Source organism: Curtobacterium flaccumfaciens, from assembly GCF_004361695.1.
Classification (GTDB): Bacteria; Actinomycetota; Actinomycetes; order Actinomycetales; family Microbacteriaceae; genus Curtobacterium; species Curtobacterium flaccumfaciens_B.
Genome location: NZ_SNVW01000004.1, coordinates 277432 through 293780 on the forward strand (window position 1 = coordinate 277432; position 16349 = coordinate 293780).

General features: G+C 73.4%; 16 protein-coding genes. 13 read left to right on the top strand and 3 right to left on the bottom strand.

Annotation, left to right across the window (positions count from 1 at the left end):
- Positions 1-32 precede the first annotated feature (32 nt).
- The 4 genes from EDF64_RS08130 (at position 33) to EDF64_RS08145 (ending at position 3475) form a co-directional block, all read left to right on the top strand.
- Positions 33-758 (top strand): PspA/IM30 family protein, encoded by a 726-nt coding sequence (locus EDF64_RS08130; RefSeq protein ID WP_133519504.1) that lies wholly within the window; start codon positions 33-35, stop codon positions 756-758.
- A 44-nt stretch (positions 759-802) separates the two neighbouring features.
- Positions 803-1624 (top strand): arginase family protein, encoded by an 822-nt coding sequence (locus EDF64_RS08135; protein WP_133519505.1) that lies wholly within the window; start codon positions 803-805, stop codon positions 1622-1624.
- Between the two features lie 91 nt (positions 1625-1715).
- On the top strand, positions 1716-3116 hold the full coding sequence (locus EDF64_RS08140; RefSeq protein WP_133519506.1) for a dihydrolipoyl dehydrogenase family protein: 1401 nt from the start codon (positions 1716-1718) through the stop codon (positions 3114-3116).
- A 2-nt stretch (positions 3117-3118) separates the two neighbouring features.
- Complete coding sequence (locus EDF64_RS08145; protein WP_208108861.1) at positions 3119-3475, top strand: Fe-S oxidoreductase; 357 nt, start codon at positions 3119-3121, stop codon at positions 3473-3475.
- Positions 3476-3517: 42 nt separating this feature from the next.
- Here EDF64_RS08145 and EDF64_RS08150 read toward each other — a convergent pair whose 3' ends face one another.
- On the bottom strand, positions 3518-4324 hold the full coding sequence (locus tag EDF64_RS08150) for an ABC transporter ATP-binding protein (protein ID WP_133519507.1): 807 nt from the start codon (positions 4322-4324) through the stop codon (positions 3518-3520).
- Entirely contained in the window at positions 4321-5271 is a 951-nt protein-coding gene (locus tag EDF64_RS08155; protein WP_133519508.1) for a siderophore-interacting protein, read from the bottom strand. The genes EDF64_RS08150 and EDF64_RS08155 overlap by 4 nt, the downstream gene beginning before the upstream one ends.
- Here EDF64_RS08155 and EDF64_RS08160 point away from each other — a divergent pair.
- From EDF64_RS08160 to EDF64_RS08185, 6 genes are read left to right on the top strand one after another with little or no spacing between them, the layout of a single operon-like run.
- The gene (locus EDF64_RS08160; protein ID WP_166645652.1) at positions 5270-6277 is read left to right on the top strand and encodes an alpha/beta fold hydrolase; all 1008 of its coding nucleotides are present in this window, start codon (positions 5270-5272) and stop codon (positions 6275-6277) included. The genes EDF64_RS08155 and EDF64_RS08160 overlap by 2 nt on opposite strands.
- A gap of 57 nt (positions 6278-6334) precedes the next feature.
- A complete protein-coding gene (locus EDF64_RS08165; protein WP_133519510.1) occupies positions 6335-7855 on the top strand; it encodes an ABC transporter substrate-binding protein in 1521 nt (506 codons plus the stop codon).
- Between the two features lie 28 nt (positions 7856-7883).
- Positions 7884-8837 (top strand): ABC transporter permease, encoded by a 954-nt coding sequence (locus tag EDF64_RS08170; protein ID WP_133519511.1) that lies wholly within the window; start codon positions 7884-7886, stop codon positions 8835-8837.
- Entirely contained in the window at positions 8834-9787 is a 954-nt protein-coding gene (locus tag EDF64_RS08175; RefSeq protein WP_243736295.1) for an ABC transporter permease, read from the top strand. Before EDF64_RS08170 ends, EDF64_RS08175 begins: the two co-directional genes overlap by 4 nt.
- Positions 9784-10602 carry an ABC transporter ATP-binding protein gene (locus EDF64_RS08180; RefSeq protein WP_243736296.1) on the top strand — a complete coding sequence of 273 codons (819 nt, stop codon included), beginning with the start codon at positions 9784-9786 and terminating at the stop codon, positions 10600-10602. Before EDF64_RS08175 ends, EDF64_RS08180 begins: the two co-directional genes overlap by 4 nt.
- Complete coding sequence (locus tag EDF64_RS08185) at positions 10599-11390, top strand: ABC transporter ATP-binding protein (protein WP_133519512.1); 792 nt, start codon at positions 10599-10601, stop codon at positions 11388-11390. The genes EDF64_RS08180 and EDF64_RS08185 overlap by 4 nt, the downstream gene beginning before the upstream one ends.
- Positions 11391-11742: 352 nt before the next feature.
- Here the strand turns inward: EDF64_RS08185 and EDF64_RS08190 are convergent, their stop codons facing one another.
- Positions 11743-13182, bottom strand: a complete 1440-nt coding sequence (locus EDF64_RS08190) for an amidase (RefSeq protein WP_133519513.1) — start codon at positions 13180-13182, stop codon at positions 11743-11745.
- A 115-nt stretch (positions 13183-13297) separates the two neighbouring features.
- Here EDF64_RS08190 and EDF64_RS08195 point away from each other — a divergent pair, with 115 nt between their 5' ends.
- Genes EDF64_RS08195 through EDF64_RS08205 form a run of 3 tightly spaced genes read left to right on the top strand, consistent with a single transcriptional unit; the run spans position 13298 to position 16348 of the window.
- Positions 13298-14242, top strand: coding sequence for a CPBP family intramembrane glutamic endopeptidase (locus tag EDF64_RS08195; RefSeq protein WP_133519514.1), 945 nt, complete (start codon positions 13298-13300; stop codon positions 14240-14242).
- Positions 14229-15617 carry a sensor histidine kinase gene (locus tag EDF64_RS08200; RefSeq protein ID WP_133519515.1) on the top strand — a complete coding sequence of 463 codons (1389 nt, stop codon included), beginning with the start codon at positions 14229-14231 and terminating at the stop codon, positions 15615-15617. The genes EDF64_RS08195 and EDF64_RS08200 overlap by 14 nt, the downstream gene beginning before the upstream one ends.
- On the top strand, positions 15614-16348 hold the full coding sequence (locus tag EDF64_RS08205; RefSeq protein ID WP_133519516.1) for a response regulator: 735 nt from the start codon (positions 15614-15616) through the stop codon (positions 16346-16348). Before EDF64_RS08200 ends, EDF64_RS08205 begins: the two co-directional genes overlap by 4 nt.
- Position 16349 lies beyond the last annotated feature (1 nt).

The window sequence follows — 16349 nt, forward strand, 5'->3', positions numbered from 1 at the left end:
CACCACACCGATCCCCAGGAAAGGGAACAGCAATGGCAAAGCAGACGATCTTCGGTCGCATCTCGACCCTCGTCCGGGCGAACATCAACCAGCTCATCGACGACGCCGAAGACCCGCAGAAGATGCTCGACCAGCTCGTGCGCGACTACACGAACAACATCGCCGACGCGAAGACCGCGATCGCGCAGACCATCGGCAACGTCCGCCTGCTCGAGCAGGACCACGAGGAGGACAAGCGCGCCGCCATCGAGTGGGGGCAGAAGGCCGCCAACGCCTCGACCGCCGCCGACAAGTACCGCGCCGAGGGCAAGGGCGCCGACGCGGACAAGTTCGACAACCTCGCCAAGATCGCCATCGGCAAGCAGATCGCCGCCGAGCAGGAGGTCAAGGACGCCGAGCCGAACCTCGCCTCGCAGAACGAGGCCGTCGAGAAGCTCAAGGCCGGCCTGGCCGGCATGGAGCAGAAGCTCGAGGAGCTCCGCGCGAAGCGGGACAACCTCGTCGCCCGCTCGAAGACGGCCGAGGCGCAGTCCAAGGTCAACGACGCGCTCGGCAACATCGACGTGCTCGACCCGACGAGCGACCTCGGCCGCTTCGAGGAGAAGGTCCGTCGCGAAGAGGCAAAGGTGCTCGGCCAGCAGGAGCTGCAGTCGTCGAGCCTCGACGCGCAGTTCGAGAGCCTCGACGACGTCGGCAAGGACGCCGAGGTCGAGGCGCGTCTCGCGGCGCTGAAGTCCGGCGGCTCGCCCAGCCTCTGACACTCCCCCTGACGACGCCGGACCCCAGCTGACAGACTGACACGATGCAGTTCCTCGTGGTCGGTCAGTGGCAGGGTTCGGCGTCGTCGCGCGCGATGCGCCTCGGGGACGGGGCGTCGGCCATCGCGGCCGACCTCCCCCGCGCGTCGACCACCGTCGTCGACGTCCCGGCCGGCGCGGGTGACCGGCTGGAGACGGCCATCGCGCGCTACACCTCGGTGCTCACCGTCGCGGACCGCGTCGCCGAGGAGACCGCCGTCGCCAGCGAACCGGTGCTCGTCGTCGGCGGGGACGGTGCGAGCGTCCTCGGCGCCACGACCGGGCTCGGACCCGACACCGCGTTCGTGCGCATCGCCGGGTCGAGCGGCTTCCGTGCCCTGAACCGGGCGCAGCCCGTCGCCGCCGAGACCGCCGTGCTCCGGATCCTCGTCGACCGCCCCGACGACCTCTTCCCCGCGCTGCCGACCCTGCCTGCCTCGTCGATCGTGCTCGCCGGGGTCCGTGGCATCGAGGAGTCCGAGACGAACGCCCTCGACCGCGCGGGCATCGTGCACCTCGACGTCGATGCCGCCACACCGGACGCCATCGCCGCGGCCGTGGACGCCACCGGCGCCGAGGCGGTGTTCGTGCACGTCGACCTCGACGCCCTCGACCCGTCCGAGGTCGACGGACTGCTCGAACCGGTGCCGTTCGGCCTCGACGGAGCGGGCCTGGTGGAACGGATCCAGGCGGCCACCCGCGGACGACGGCTGGCCGGAGCCGCGCTGACCGGCTTCGCCCCGGTCGACCCGGACCGTGCCGTCGACGACCTCGGTGTCATCCTGCGGGCGGTCGGCGCCCTCACCAGCGCGTCGCGCTCGGCCTGACGAGCACGGCGGCACGTCCGGCCACGGCGGTGCCGCTCCGGCGGGCGTCGCGTTCGGCGGGCGTGCTGCCGCGCCGCGTACGCTCGGCAGCATGACGGACTACGACCTCATCGTGATCGGCGCCGGCGCAGTCGGCGAGAACGTGGCGGACTACGCCAAGAAGCGCGGCCTCAGCGTCGCGATCGTGGAGGCCGAGCTCGTCGGCGGTGAGTGCTCGTACTGGGCGTGCATGCCGTCGAAGGCACTCCTCCGCAGCGGCCACGCCCTCTCGGCAGCGAAGCGGCTCGACGGGGCGAAGCAGGCCGTCACCGGCGACCTCGACGCCGCGCACGTCCTCGCCCGCCGGAACTCGTTCACGTCGGACTGGAAGGACGACGGCCAGGTGTCGTGGCTCGACTCCGCCGGCATCGACCTGATCCGCGGCCACGCCCGCATCACCGGCGAGAAGACCCTCGAGGTCGACGGGACGACGTACACCGCCGCCGCGATCGCCGTGGTCACCGGCTCGCTGCACATCCTGCCCGACGTCCCGGGGCTCGCCGACGCGAAGCCGTGGGGCACGCGCGAGGCCACCAGCGCGCAGCAGGTCCCGGAGAGCCTCCTCGTCATCGGCGGCGGCGTCTCCGGCTCGGAACTCGCCACCGCCTGGGCGTCCCTCGGCGCGAAGGTCACCCTCGTCGCCCGCCACGGGCTGCTCGGCGGGATGGAGCCCTTCGCCGGCGAACTCGTCGCCGACGCCATGCGCGAGCTCGGTATCGACGTCCGCACCGGCGTCAACCCGACCCGCGTCGACCGCGACGAGCACGGGCTCGTCACGACGACCCTCGACGACGGCACCACGGTCGTGACGAGCGAGGTGCTCGCCGCGACCGGTCGTGCCGCCCACACGAAGGACCTCGGGCTCGACTCCGTCGGTCTGACCCCCGGCGACTGGCTGCAGGTCGACGACACCATGCTCGTGCACGGCACCGACTGGCTGTACGCCGTCGGTGACGTCAACCACCGCGTGCTCCTCACCCACCAGGGCAAGTACCAGGCCCGTGCGGCCGGTGAAGCGATCGCCGCCCGGATCCAGGGCACGCCGCTGCACACCGAGCCGTGGGGTGCCCACGTCGCCACCGCCGACCACGCCGCCGCACCGCAGGTCACCTTCACCGACCCGGAGGTCGCCAGCATCGGTCTGACCGAGTCGAAGGCCCGCGAGCAGGGACTGAACGTGCGCGCGGTCGAGTACGAGCTCGGCAACGTCGCGGGCGCCTCGCTGCAGGCCGACGGCTACTCCGGGCGCGCGAAGATGGTCGTCGACGAGGACCGCGGGGTCGTCGTCGGGGTCACCTTCGTCGGACAGGACGTCGCCGAGATGCTGCACGCAGCCACGATCGCCGTCGTCGGCGAGGTCCCGGTCGACCGGCTCTGGCACGCCGTCCCCGCGTACCCGACGATGAACGAGATCTGGCTGCGCCTGCTCGAGACCTACGGCCGCCCGGAGTAGCGGTGCGGAACGTCCTGCTCGACTCCCCCGTGTCCCGCGCCGGGTGGGCGTTCGCGACCGCGGTCGGCCTGGCCGTCGGCGTGCCGCTGTCCACCGGGCCGGTCCGGGTCGTCGACGGGCTGATCGTCTGCACGGGGCTGCCGCGGTGGGTGTTCCGCCGCGGCGGCACCTGCGTCGGCTCGGTGTACCTGACGCGGGACAACGACGGCGACCGGGTCCTCCGTCACGAGCGGGTGCACGTCGACCAGTGGCGCCGGTACGGCATGCTCATGCCGTTCGTGTACGCCCTGGCCGGGCGGGACCCGCTCCGAAACCGGTTCGAGATCGAGGCCGGCCTCGAGGACGGCAACTACCGCTGACCCGCGCCGCGCGGGGCGCGGGCAGCGCGAGCTCGGGGCGCGTCAGGCCGCTCGGCGGCGGGGCACCACGAGGGGCGTGCCCGTCTCCGGGTCGGGGACGACCACGCACGGCAGGCCGAAGACGTCCTCGACGAGGTCCGCCGTCACGACCGACGCCGGCGGCCCCTCCGCGACGATCACCCCGTCGCGCATGGCGATCACGTGCGTGGCGTACCGCGCGGCCTGGTTGAGGTCGTGCAGCACGGCGACGACCGTACGACCGGCCGCGTGCAGCGCCGACGCGAGCTCGAGGACGTCGTACTGGTGCGCGATGTCGAGGAACGTCGTGGGCTCGTCGAGCAGGACGATGTCGGTCTCCTGCGCGAGCACCATCGCGATCCACACGCGCTGCCGTTGGCCACCGGACAGCTCGTCGACGCTCCGGTCGGCCAGCTCGACGGTCGACGTCTGCTCGAGCGCCGCCTGCACCGCGATCCGGTCGGACCCGGAGGACGGGTGCAGCAGGTCCTGGTGCGGGAACCGTCCGCGGGACACCAGGTCGCGCACGGTGATGCCGTCGGGAGCGATCGGCGTCTGCGGCAGCATGCCGATCCGGCGCGCCACGGCCTTGGGCCGCAGGGACGAGATCGGGGCGCCGTCGAGGTAGACCGTGCCCGCGCTCGGCTTCAGGGTCCGCGCGAACGACTTCAGCAGCGTCGACTTGCCGCACGCGTTCGGCCCGACGATGACCGTGAGCTCGCCGTCCGGGATGTCGACGTCGAGCCCGTGCACGACGACCCGGTCGTCGTAGGCGAGCGTCAGTCCGCGGGCTCCGAGCGAGGTGGTCGGGAGCCCGGCTGCGGCGTTCAGTTCTCGGCCTTGCCGTGCCGCCAGTACCCCATGAAGGCGACCTGCTTGCGGTCCAGCCCGACGCCGCGCACGAGGTGCCGGCGGAGTTCCTTGACGCAGCCGGCCTCACCCGCGATCCAGGCGTAGACGGGCCGCGGTGCCTCGGAGGACGGGATGTCCCAGAGCACTTGCTCGTCGACGTCGACGTCGGCGAGCTCCACGCCATCGGCGCAGACGGAAGACGAAGCCGAAGCCGAAGCCGAAGCCGAAGCCGAAGCCGAAGCGACCGTCGACGCCCACGCGTGCACCTGGTCGGTCATCCGGACGCCGTGCGACGCCCCGTTCCGGGCGATCCACCGGACCTCGACCCCGGCGGGCGCGGTCACCGGCAGCCGGTCGTCGTCGGTCGGCACCTCGATGAAGACGTGGCCGACGGTGGCGACGTCGAGCGCCTCGAGGATGGCGCAGATGGCCGGGGCGGCGGTCTCGTCCCCGGCGAGCAGGATGCGGTCGGCCGAGCCCGGGTCGAACTCGGCGGCGCCGGTCGGCAGCTCGGCGGGCGAGGACGGCACGGCGGGGCCGACGATGCGGAGTTCCTCGCCGACGCGGCAGGACGAGACCCAGCGCGAGGCCGGGCCGGTGTCGCCGTGCGCCACGAAGTCGATGTCGAGTTCGCGGGCGTCGGGGCGGAAGGACCGCACGGTGTAGGTGCGGAGCGGGTTCCGGACGGCGTCGGGCAGCGCGCGCCAGGCGGCGTACCAGTCCTCGCCGTCAGGCAGGTCGGTGAACCCGTGGCCCGGGATCGGCAGCACGATTTTGATCCGCTGGTCGAGCCCGACGGAGGAGAACTCGGCGAGGGCGTCACCCGTCAGGGTCACCCGCACGAAGGACGGGGTGAGCGACGTGACGGCTGCCACGCGGACGGAGAAGACACGGTACCGGGCTGCCACGATGACCAAGTATGGCATGCCTTACCTCACCTCTCCAGGGCAGAACGCGGCCCCGGACGGTGCGAAGATCGACCCCGTGCCCGATGCCGACGACGAATTCGCAGACCTGGCCGACCTCGCCCACGCGAGCGGCGTGACGGAGCCGCTCCGCGCCTCCAGGCAGGTGGTCCGCACCACGGACGGACAGGAGATCGCCGCGATCCGGTGGGACACGGCGGACGGCCTGGAGGCACGGATCACCTACCTGCACGGGCTCGGTATCGACGCGCACAGTTTCGACCAGACGGCGATCGCCGTCGGTGAGCCGGCGGTCGCCGTCGACCTGCCCGGGCACGGCCGGTCCGGCTGGCGCGACGACGCCGACTACGCGGCCGCCGTCACGGCGCCGAGCGTCCTCGACGCCCTCGACGCCCTCGCGGTGCCGCCCGGGATCGTGGTCGGGCACTCCCTCGGCGCGATCCTGGCGGCGCGGCTCGCCGCGACCGCTCCCGAGCGCGTGACCGGCCTCGTGCTCGTCGACATGTCGCCGGACTTCGCGCAGCGCGCCGTGGACCGCATCGCCCGCGCACTCGAGGCCGAGGAGCCCTTCGCGTCCCTCGAGCAGGTCGTCGACCGGGCCGTCGAGGCCCGCGTCGGCGACGACCGCGACGTGCTCCTCCGTGAGGCGCGGCACACCACGCGCCTCGGCTCGGACGGCCGGCTGGTCCGCCGGCACCACTTCCCGCACCTGCCCACCGGACGGACGTCGTCGGTGGGGCGGTTCGCCGACGCGTGGCCCGACCTCGAGGCACTCGACGTGCCGATCCTGCTCGTCCGCGGCGACCGCGGCTACGTCTCGCCGAAGCTGCACGCGCAGTTCGCCGAGCGCCTGCCGCGCGCCGAGATCGTCACGGTCGAGGCCCGGCACGCGGTGCAGAACCAGGCGCCCCTCGAACTGGCGTCGGCGATCCGGGCATGGGCGGAAGGTAACGGTTTGTTGCACCGGATCGAAGAACCGTCGCCGGACGACACCGGCCGCCGCTAACCTCGTCCAAGCGCGCGCGACGACCGTCGCCTCCACGCCGGAAGGAACCCACCACCCATGAGTCCGCTCCCTGCTCGCAGCACGTCCCGCCTCGGTCGTGCGGCCATCGCCGCCACCGCGGTCGCCGTCGCCTCGGCCCTCGTGCTCACCGGCTGCTCCGGTTCGTCGAACGAGGACGGCGGCGCCGACGCCACCGTCCGCGTCGGGCTCGTGCTCGAACCGACCAGCCTCGACATCCGCACCCAGTCCGGTGCCGCGCTCGACCAGGTCCTCATCGACAACGTCTACCAGGGGCTCGTCGGCCGCACGGCGGACGGGGACGTCCGCGACGTCCTGGCCTCGAGCCACGAGGTCTCCGACGACGGGCTCACCTACACGTTCACGCTCCGCAAGGGCGCGACCTTCCAGGACGGCAAGGACGTCACCGCCGCCGACGTCGTGTGGTCGCTGCAGCAGGTCAAGTCGAACGAGTCCTACGTCGACTCCGCCCAGCTCGCGAACGTGACGTCCATCACGTCGCCGTCCGACGGCAGGGTCGTCCTGCAGCTCGCCAAGCCGGACTCCGACCTGCTCTGGAACCTGACCGGCCGCGCCGGGCTCGTGCTCGAGCAGGCCGCGAAGAACGACCTGTCCGACACCGCGAACGGCACCGGCCCCTACGAGGTCGCGAGCTGGAAGCAGGGCGACTCGCTCACCTTCAAGCGGAACCCCGACTACTGGGGCACGAAGGCGAAGGTCGCGAAGGTCGTCTTCCGCTACATCACGCAGCCGTCCACCGCGGTGAACGCGATGGCGAACGGTGACCTCGACGTGCAGACCTCCGTCGACGGCACGCTCAAGAGCCAGCTGCAGGGCAACGCCGACATCGCGCTGCACACCGGCAAGACGACCGACAAGTACACGCTCGCGTTCAACGACGCGAAGACGCCGTTCACCGACGTGAAGGTGCGCCAGGCGATCCGGCAGGCGATCGACTCGAAGGCGATCATCAAGGCGATCGGCGGCACCGGCGTGGAGCAGGGCGGCCCCATCCCCGAGCTCGACCCGGGCTACGAGGACCTGACCGACATCGACGCGTACGACCCCGACAACGCGAAGAAGCTCCTGTCCGAGGCCGGTGCGACGAACCTCAAGCTCACGCTCACCTACGCGAACATCTACTCGGCGACGATCGGCGACGTCCTGAAGTCGCAGCTCGCCGACGTCGGCATCACCCTGACGGTCAAGCGCGTCGACTTCGCCACGTGGCTGTCGCAGGTCTTCGAGAAGCACGACTTCGACCTGTCGATGGTGAACCACGTCGAGGCGCGCGACTTCGGCAACTGGGCGAACCCGGAGTACTACTTCGGGTACGACAACGCCGAGGTGCAGTCGCTCTACGCCGACTCGGTCGCCGCGACGAGCGCGTCCGAGAAGGACGCCGACCTGCGCAAGGCCGCGAAGATCGTCAGCGAGGACGCCGGCGGCGAGTGGCTCTACACGGCGACGTCGATCACGGCCGTCCGGAAGGGCGTCACCGGGGTGCCCTACGACGGCACGAACTCCCGACTCGACCTGTCGAAGCTCGCCGTCAAGTGAGGCCGGCCGCTCCCGTAGCATCGGTGTCGTGACCCGGTTCCTGGTCGGGCGGCTGCTGCTGCTCGTCGTCGGCCTGCTCGTGGCGAGCATCATCATCTTCGCCACCCTGCGGGTGCTCCCCGGCGACGTGGCGCAGATCGTCGCCGGCACCCAGGCCTCCCCGGCGCAGGTGGCCGAGCTCCGGCAGCAGCTCGGGCTCGACCGCCCCGTGGTCGTGCAGTACCTCGACTGGATCGGCGGCGTGTTCCGCGGGGACCTCGGCCGCTCGCTCGTCACCGACGGCCGGGTCGCGCCGGAGATCGCGCAGAAGCTGTCCGTGACACTGCCGCTCGCCGGGATGTCCCTCGTCGCCGCGCTCGTCATCGGCGTGCCGCTCGGCGTGCTCGCCGCGGTGCTCCGTCGTCGTCCGGGCGGCGCGGTGATCGGCTTCGTCGCGCAGGCCGTGGCCGCCGTCCCGATCGTCTGGGCCGGGATGCTCCTGGTCGCACTCTTCGCCGTGACGCTGCACTGGCTGCCGACCCAGGGCTTCCCGCTCGACGGCTGGGACGAACCCGGGCGCGCGTTCGCGTCGCTCGTGCTGCCGGCGCTGACGATCGGCGCGGTCGAGGGCGCGGTCATCCTGCGGTTCACGCGGTCCGCGACGCTGGGCGTGCTCGACGCCGACCACGTCCGCACCGCCGCCGCGATCGGCCTGACCCGCACGCAGGCGCTCCTCCGGCACGGGCTGCCGTCGGTGGCCCTGACCGTGCTGGCCGTCCTCGGGGTGCAGATCGCCGGGCTCCTCGTCGGGGCGGTCGTCGTCGAACAACTGTTCTCGCTGCCCGGCGTCGGGCGGATGCTCGTCACCGACGTCGGGCGTCGCGACATCGCGAAGGTGCAGTCCGAGCTCCTCGTGCTCACCGGCCTCGTGCTGCTCGTCGGCTTCGCGGTCGACGTCGTGCACCGCACCCTCGACCCCCGGCAGCGGGAGGTGTCCGAGTGATCCGCCGTCTCCTCGCCCGGCCGACCGGGGTGTTCGCCGTCGTCGTCCTCGGCCTGCTCGTCGTGCTCGCCGTCGTGTCGCTGTTCTGGACCCCGCAGGACCCGTTCCGCACCGACCCGTTCCACCAGTGGGAGGCACCGAGCGCCGCGCACTGGTTCGGCACCGACGCCTCCGGCCGGGACATCGCCAGCTACCTGCTCGCCGGCACCCGCACCACGGTCCTCGTCGCGATCGGGTCCGGGGTGATCGCGAGCGTCGTCGGCATCGTCCTCACCGCGATCGGCTCGCTCACCGCCCGCTGGGTCCGGGAGGGCACCGCGGTCCTCCTCGACATCCTCGTCGCGTTCCCGACGCTCCTCACCGCGATGCTCCTCACCGCCATCGCCGGCGGCTCCCTCGGCGTCGTGATCGTCAGCGTCGGGCTGTCCTTCGGCGTCACCATCGCGCGGGTCGCCCGCGGCGAGATCCGCCGCATCGCCCGGAGCGACTACGTCACCGCGGCGCGGGCGTCCGGCGTGGGCGGTGCCGGCGTGCTCTTCCGGCACCTGGTGCCGAACGCGGCGCCGCTCTTCACCGTGCAGCTGTCGCTCGCGATGGCGACCGCGGTCCTCGCGGAGGCGGGTCTGTCCTACCTCGGCTACGGCGCCGGGTCGAACACGGCGTCGTGGGGCAGCATGCTGTCCGACCTGCAGACCTACATCGGCGTGCACCCGTGGAGCGCCACCTGGCCGGGCGCCGCGATCGCCCTCGTCGTCGCGGCCCTCTCGCTCCTCGGCGACGCGGTGCGGGACGCGACCGACCCGCGGCTCACGACGAACGACCGCGCCGCCGGCGCCGGCCCCACCGACCCGACGACTGACGGGTCCGGCGACCGAACGACCGGCCGTGGCGACCCAGCGAGCGGCGACCCCACCGATCCCGCGACGACGAGCACGGGGGTGACCGCGTGACCGACAGCATGTCCGACGCGACCGCACCCACCGGACTGCAGGTGCAGGGGTTGACGGTCCGCATCGACCGACGGACGATCCTCGACGACGTGACGTTCACCGTGCCTCCAGGCAGTCGCGTGGGCGTGATCGGCGCGAGCGGATCCGGGAAGTCCATGACCTCGCTCGCCCTGATGGGGCTGGAGCCGACCGGCGCCGCCGTCAGCGGGAGCATCCGGCTCGACGGCACCGAACTCGTCGGCCTGTCCGACCGCGAGCGCGCCCGCCACCGTGGATCCGGCATCGCGATGGTGTTCCAGGAGCCGGGCACCGCCCTCGACCCGCTGCGCCGCGTCGGCGCGCAGATCGCCGAACCGCTGCGGCTGCACCGCGGACTGGACCGTCGTGCGGCGTCCGTGGCCGCCGTGGAGCTGGCGGCCTCGGTCGGGCTGCCCGACCCGGAGTCGCTCCTGCGGCAGTACCCGCACCAGCTGTCCGGTGGGCAGCGGCAGCGCATCTGCATCGCGATGGCGATGGCCGGGCAGCCGTCGTACCTCGTCGCCGACGAACCCACGACCGCGCTCGACGTGACGACCGAGGCACGCATCCTCGAGCTGTTCGAGGGGCTGCCCGCCGGGATGGTGTTCGTGACGCACGACCTCGCGGTGCTGTCCCGGATCGCCGACACCGCGGTCGTGCTCGACGCCGGTCGGATCGTCGAGCAGGGGTCGGTGGCGACGCTCCTGGCCGCGCCCCGGCACCCCGCCACGATCGCCCTCGTCGACGCCGCTCGTGCCACCGCCCGTCGAGCCGGTCCCTCCGGAGGTGCCGCATGACCGCGATCCTGGACGCCACCGGGCTGCACCGCACCTACCGACTCCCCCGCCGCGGGCCCTTCGAACCCGGCCCGGTGCGCACCGCCGTCGACGGCGTCGACCTGACGGTCGTCCCCGGCGCCCGGCTCGGCGTCATCGGTGAGTCGGGATCCGGCAAGTCCACCCTGGTGCGGCTGCTCGCCGGCCTGGAGGCACCTTCCGCCGGCACCGTGACGGCCTCCGGTCGTCCGGTGGTCGCGTCCGGCCCCGCGGCCGGGATGCGCTGGTTCCGTCGCGAGACCGGGGTGGTGTTCCAGGACCCGTACGCCTCCCTCGACCCGCGGATGCGCGTCGGCGCCATCGTCGCCGAACCCCTGCGGGCGCTGCGCATCGGCGCCTCAGCGGAGGCTCGTGCCACGCTCGTCCGTGACGTGCTCGAGCGGGTGGACCTGCCGGCGGACGTCGTCGACCGGTACCCGCACGAGTTCTCCGGCGGGCAGCGGCAGCGGATCGCGATCGCCCGGGCCGTCGTGCACTCCCCCCGGATCCTGTTCGGGGACGAGCCGATGAGCGCCCTCGACGTGGTGGTCCGTGCGCGCGTGATCGACCTGTTCCGCTCACTCGCCGACGACCTCGGGCTGACGCTCGTGCTGGTGTCGCACGACATCGGCGTGGTGCAGCGGCTGTGCGACACCGTGGCGGTGATGTCGGCGGGCCGGATCGTCGAGCACGGGCCGGTGTCGCTCCTCGATGCGCCGACGCACCCGGTGACGCGGGCCCTGGTGGAGGCGGCGCCGACGCTGCCGTGAGGCGCGGGGCGTCGCGGGCGCGCGCTGGCGCGGGCGGGGTCCTGGCGGGCGGGCGGCGTCGCGGGCGGCGACTCGGAACGACACCATCGTCGTCGTACGACAGCGACTGCGTCGCAACCCCGCGCGCGCAACCGTTGCGGACGCACGGGAACGACACCATCGTCGTCGTACGACATCGACGGTGTCGCCACCCCGCGCGTGCATGATGCGACTTCGCACCCGTCGAACGACGCGTGGAACGTCGGAACATGCGCGCGCAACGGGTGCGTGTGCATGTTTCGACAGCGACGGACGGACAGGGGCGAAGGGGCGAAGGAGGGGGACAGACGAGCGGGCGGTCAGGGCCGGCGCGTCACCACATCGACGGGTGCCGGCGCTGCCACCGCAGGCGCCGCTCGAGCTGGGCGCCGATCGCGAGCAGGACACGCTCCCCGCCCGGCCGCCCGATGAGCTGCACGCCCATGGGCAGGCCGGCGCCGTCGGGGTGGCCGTCCTCCGTGACCCCGACGGGCAGCGTGATCGCCGGGAGCCCCGACACGTTCGCCATCGACGTCCACGGTGAGTACGCGCACTGCCGGCGGAAGTCCTCCTCCGGGTCGTCGCCGTACCAGCCGAGCGGCCGCGGCGTCATCGCGAGCGTCGGCGTGAGCACCGCGTCGAAGCGGTCGAACGCGCCGATGAGCTCTGCCGAGAAGGTGTCGAGCGCCGTCATCGCGTCGAGGACCTGCGTGCCGGTGAGCGCCTGACCGCGGGCGACGAGCCACGACACGAGCGGGGTGAGCGCCGACAGGTCGATGCCCGGCACGAGCGGCAGCCGCGCCGCGGAGCTCTCCCACGCCACCCGGAACGCGTCGGCGTAGGGAGCGCGGGGCATCGCGACGTCCTCGACGCCGTGCCCGACCTCGCCGAGGACGCGCACCGCGGTCTCGACGGCGGCGCGGGCGGCGGGGTCGACCACGACGTCGACGGTGTCGTCCCACGGCGACCCGTCGAGGAGTCCGACGACGAAGCGCCCCTCGCCGCGCACGGCCGCCGCGGTGAACGGACCGTCGCCGACGTCGGGGGTGACGAGGGCGTACGGGTGGTGTTCGGGGAGCCCGGTCGGGGCCACGAGCGCGTCGAGCAGCATCCCGGCGTCGGCCACGTTCCGGGTGAGTGGCCCGGCGACCGACAGGCCGCCGACGCCCGACCGACCGGGCATCGCGGGCACGCGGCCGCGACTCGGCTTGAGTCCGACCAGCCCGTTCGCCGCGGCCGGGATCCGCACCGACCCGCCGCCGTCCGATCCGACCGCGGCGGGCAGGAGCCCGGCGGCCACCGCGACCGCGGCGCCGCTCGACGATCCCCCGGGCGCGCGGGACGTGTCGTACGGGTTCCGGGTCACGCCGAAGCGGGTCTCCGACGACGAGGACATGCCGAACTCGGGCGACGCCGTCTTGCCGACGCTCACGGCGCCGGCGGCGTCCATCGCGGCGACGAGCGGGTGGTCGGCTTCGGCGGGCACGGCCGGCAACGCGGTGGTCCCGCTGCGGGTGGGGACGCCGGCGCGGTCGTACAGGTCCTTGTCGGCGGACGGGAGGCCCCACAGCGGCCGCGACGTCGGCACCCGGTCGCCGAGGTGGCCGGCTCGGTCGCGTGCTGCGTCGGCGGTCACGGTCACGAAGGCGCCGAGCTCCGGGTCGAGGCGCTCGATGCGGGCCAGGTAGTGCTCGGTCACCTCGAGCGCGGTGGCCTCGCCGCGGCGGATCCAGTCCCAGAGTTCCTGCGCGGCGAGGTGGTGGAGTTCGAACACGGCCCCGAGCCTATTCGGCGGTGCTCCCGCGGGACTTGCATCCTTCGGAGGAACCCCGCCAGGTGCGTCCGTTCGCCGGTCGTCCCGCGGCGCTGCCGTTCCTAGCGTCGTACCCATGACCACCACCACCGAAGTCCGGCCCACCGCCGGCACCGATCCCGCCCGCCGGACGGGGCTCGGCGGAGTCGTCGCACGGCACCCGCTGCCCTCGTTCGCCGTCCTCGCCCTCGGCCTCAGCTGGCTGGCGTGGATCCCGTACATCCTGTCCCCGCACGGCCTCGGCGTCTGGGACCTGCACTTCCCGGAGTTCCTCGGCACGGCGCAGTTCTCCGGCGTCCTGCCCGGTGCGCTCCTCGGCCCGCTCGGCGGCGCGTTCCTCGTCACCGCGGTCGCCGACGGACGCCCGGGGCTCCGCCGCTGGGTCGGTCGCCTCTGGCGCTGGCGGGTGGCGTGGTACTGGTACGCCCTCGCGCTCGTCGGGGTCCCGGCGCTCATCGTCGTCACCGGGCTGCCCTTCGCCGGCGGCCAGGTGCAGGCACCATCGCTCCTCGCGCTGGTCGCCCTCGTGCCGGGGCTCGTCGTGCAGCTGTTCACCACGGGCCTGTCCGAGGAGCCCGGCTGGCGCGACTTCGCCCTGCCCCGGCTGCAGGAGCGCTTCGGTCCGCTCGGCGCCGCGGCCGTGCTCGGCCCGCTGTGGGCGCTCTGGCACATGCCGCTCTACTTCTCCGACTGGGGCGGCTGGCCGGACGCGCACTGGACCGAACCGCTCGTGTTCGCCCTCTTCACGATCACGTTCAACGTCGTCATCACGTGGGTGTTCAACCGCACCGGCGAGAGCCTGCCGGTCGTGATGCTCCTGCACGTCGGCGTGAACAACACCATCTCGACGCTCTGGGCCGACATGTACCCGGGGATGACCGCGGGCACGATGATGCAGGGCCTCGCGATCGTCTCGACCGTGGCCGCCGTCGTCCTCCTCGTCGCGACCCGGGGCCGCCTCGGCTTCCCACGACGCACCGGGACCGCCCGACTCCTAGGATCGAACGATGGCACCCGCTGACCCGCGCGACACGAGCACAGCCGCGCGCGACACCGGCACAACCACGAGCGACACCGGCACAGCCGCACGCGACACGCGCCGCGCCACCCGCGCCGACGTCCGCATCGCCGCCCTCACCGCCCTCGTCGCGATCGGCCTGATGCTGGCGCTGCCCCCGCTCGACGCCGCCGACCCGGACGGCACCGGCACGGTCTACCCGGCACCGGGCGGCGCCGTGTGGAACCTCCTCGCACTCGGGCTGCTCGCGCAGTCCGCGGTGCTCCTCGCAGCACGCCGCGCCCCGCGCACGACACTCGTCGTGGTCGCAGCGATCCCGGTCCTCGTGGCTGCGCTCGCTCCGTCCACGCTCTTCGGGCTCACCGCCCTGCCGGTGGTCGTCGCCGTGGTGCTCGCCACCCTCCGTGTCCCGCTCGCTCGACTCTGGGTCCCCCTCGCGGTCACGGCGGCCCTGGTGGTCGTCGGGAGCGGCACGTCGTGGGCGATCGGGTCCGGTGCGTTCCGCGCGAGCACCGCGCAGGGCATCACCGGGTCCGGCGGGCAGGGCGTCCTGCAGGCGGTCGGCGCGGTCGGCCTGCCGCTCGTCGTCGCCCTCCTCGTCCGCTCCCGGCGGGAGGTCCGCTCCGCCCGCCGCGCCGAGGCCACCGCCGTCGACCGCGAGGCGGACGCCCGTGACCGCGAGCACGACGCCCGGGTCGAGGCAGCGGTGTCCCGCGAACGCGCCGCGATGGCCCGTGAGCTCCACGACATCGCCGCACACCACCTGTCCGGCATCGCCCTGATGTCCGCCGTCATCGACCGCCAGATCGACACCGACCCGGACGGCGCGCACGAGGGCGTCCGTCAGGTCCGGGAGCAGAGCACCGCCGTCCTCGAGGACCTCCGCCGCCTGGTCGGCCTGCTCCGCGACGACGCCCCCGCCGAGCGTGCGGTGGAGACCGTGGCTGGCATCGTCGACCTCGTCGAGCGCGCCCGCACCCGGACGGCCGTCGACCTGGAGGTCCGACCGGGCGACCACCCCCTCGCCGACGGGATCGGCCCGCTCACCCAGCTCGCCGCGTACCGCACCGTCCAGGAGGCCCTCGCGAACGTCGCCCTGCACGCACCCGGCGCGGCGTGCTCGGTCGTCCTCGACGACCGCGACGCGGACCGCCTCGAGATCCGCGTGGAGAACGGCGCGGCCACCGTGCCGTCCGTCGGGACGAGCCCGGCGGGTGGGAACGGGATCCGTGGCATGCGTGAGCGGGCGGACCTGGTCGGGGCGCGCCTCCAGGTCGGTCCCACCGCGACCGGTGGCTGGGTGGTGACCCTGGTGGTCGACCGGGAGGCGCGCCCCGCGTCCGACGGGACGGCCAGCGATCCCGAGGTGGTCCGGTGATCCGGGTGCTGGTGGCGGACGACCAGCCGCTGGTCCGCGCCGGCGTCTCGGCGCTCCTCGGGGCGGAGCCGGACATCGAGGTGGTCGGCGTCGCCGCCGACGGCGGCGAGGCGCTCGCCCTGGCGCGGAGCACCCGGCCGGACGTCGCCTGCCTGGACATCCGGATGCCGGTCCGGAACGGGATCGAGGTGGCCCGGGAGCTCTGCGCACCGGACGCGGACCCCGCCGTGCCGGTCCTCATGCTGACGACGTTCGACGTGGACGACCTGGTGTTCGGGGCGCTCGAGGCGGGGGCGTCCGGGTTCCTCCTCAAGGACGCCGAGCCCGACGTCATCGTGGACGCCGTCCGGCAGGTCGCCGCCGGGAACGGGACGATCGACCAGTCGCTCACCCGGCGGGTCCTCCGCGAGTTCGTGTCGCGGCGGAGCCTGCAGCCGGTGACGGGCGACCGGGTCGACGGCGTGCTCACCGCACGGGAGCGGGACGTCCTCATGCTGCTGGCGCAGGGGATGTCGAACGAGGAGATCGCGGCGGCGCTCGTCGTCGAGGTCTCCACGGTGAAGTCGCACCTGGCGCGGATGCTGCCGAAGCTCGGGGTGCGCTCCCGGCTGCAGGCGGTCGTGTGGGCGTACCAGAACCGGATCGTGGCGGTGCCGGGGCCCGACGATATGGGTCCGGACGAGATGGGCCCCGACGAGATGGGCCCCGGGCCGGACGAGCATCCCCGCTGAG

What these genes read in the sequence shown, in the direction of transcription:
- EDF64_RS08130 (WP_133519504.1), top strand. Translation starts at nt 33, where the DNA reads ATGGCAAAGCAGACGATCTTCGGTCGCATCTCGACCCTCGTCCGGGCG.
- EDF64_RS08135 (WP_133519505.1), top strand. Translation starts at nt 803, where the DNA reads ATGCAGTTCCTCGTGGTCGGTCAGTGGCAGGGTTCGGCGTCGTCGCGC.
- EDF64_RS08140 (WP_133519506.1), top strand. Translation starts at nt 1,716, where the DNA reads ATGACGGACTACGACCTCATCGTGATCGGCGCCGGCGCAGTCGGCGAG.
- EDF64_RS08160 (WP_166645652.1), top strand. Translation starts at nt 5,270, where the DNA reads ATGCCTTACCTCACCTCTCCAGGGCAGAACGCGGCCCCGGACGGTGCG.
- EDF64_RS08155 (WP_133519508.1), bottom strand. Translation starts at nt 5,271, where the DNA reads ATGCCATACTTGGTCATCGTGGCAGCCCGGTACCGTGTCTTCTCCGTC.
- EDF64_RS08165 (WP_133519510.1), top strand. Translation starts at nt 6,335, where the DNA reads ATGAGTCCGCTCCCTGCTCGCAGCACGTCCCGCCTCGGTCGTGCGGCC.
- EDF64_RS08185 (WP_133519512.1), top strand. Translation starts at nt 10,599, where the DNA reads ATGACCGCGATCCTGGACGCCACCGGGCTGCACCGCACCTACCGACTC.
- EDF64_RS08195 (WP_133519514.1), top strand. Translation starts at nt 13,298, where the DNA reads ATGACCACCACCACCGAAGTCCGGCCCACCGCCGGCACCGATCCCGCC.
- EDF64_RS08200 (WP_133519515.1), top strand. Translation starts at nt 14,229, where the DNA reads ATGGCACCCGCTGACCCGCGCGACACGAGCACAGCCGCGCGCGACACC.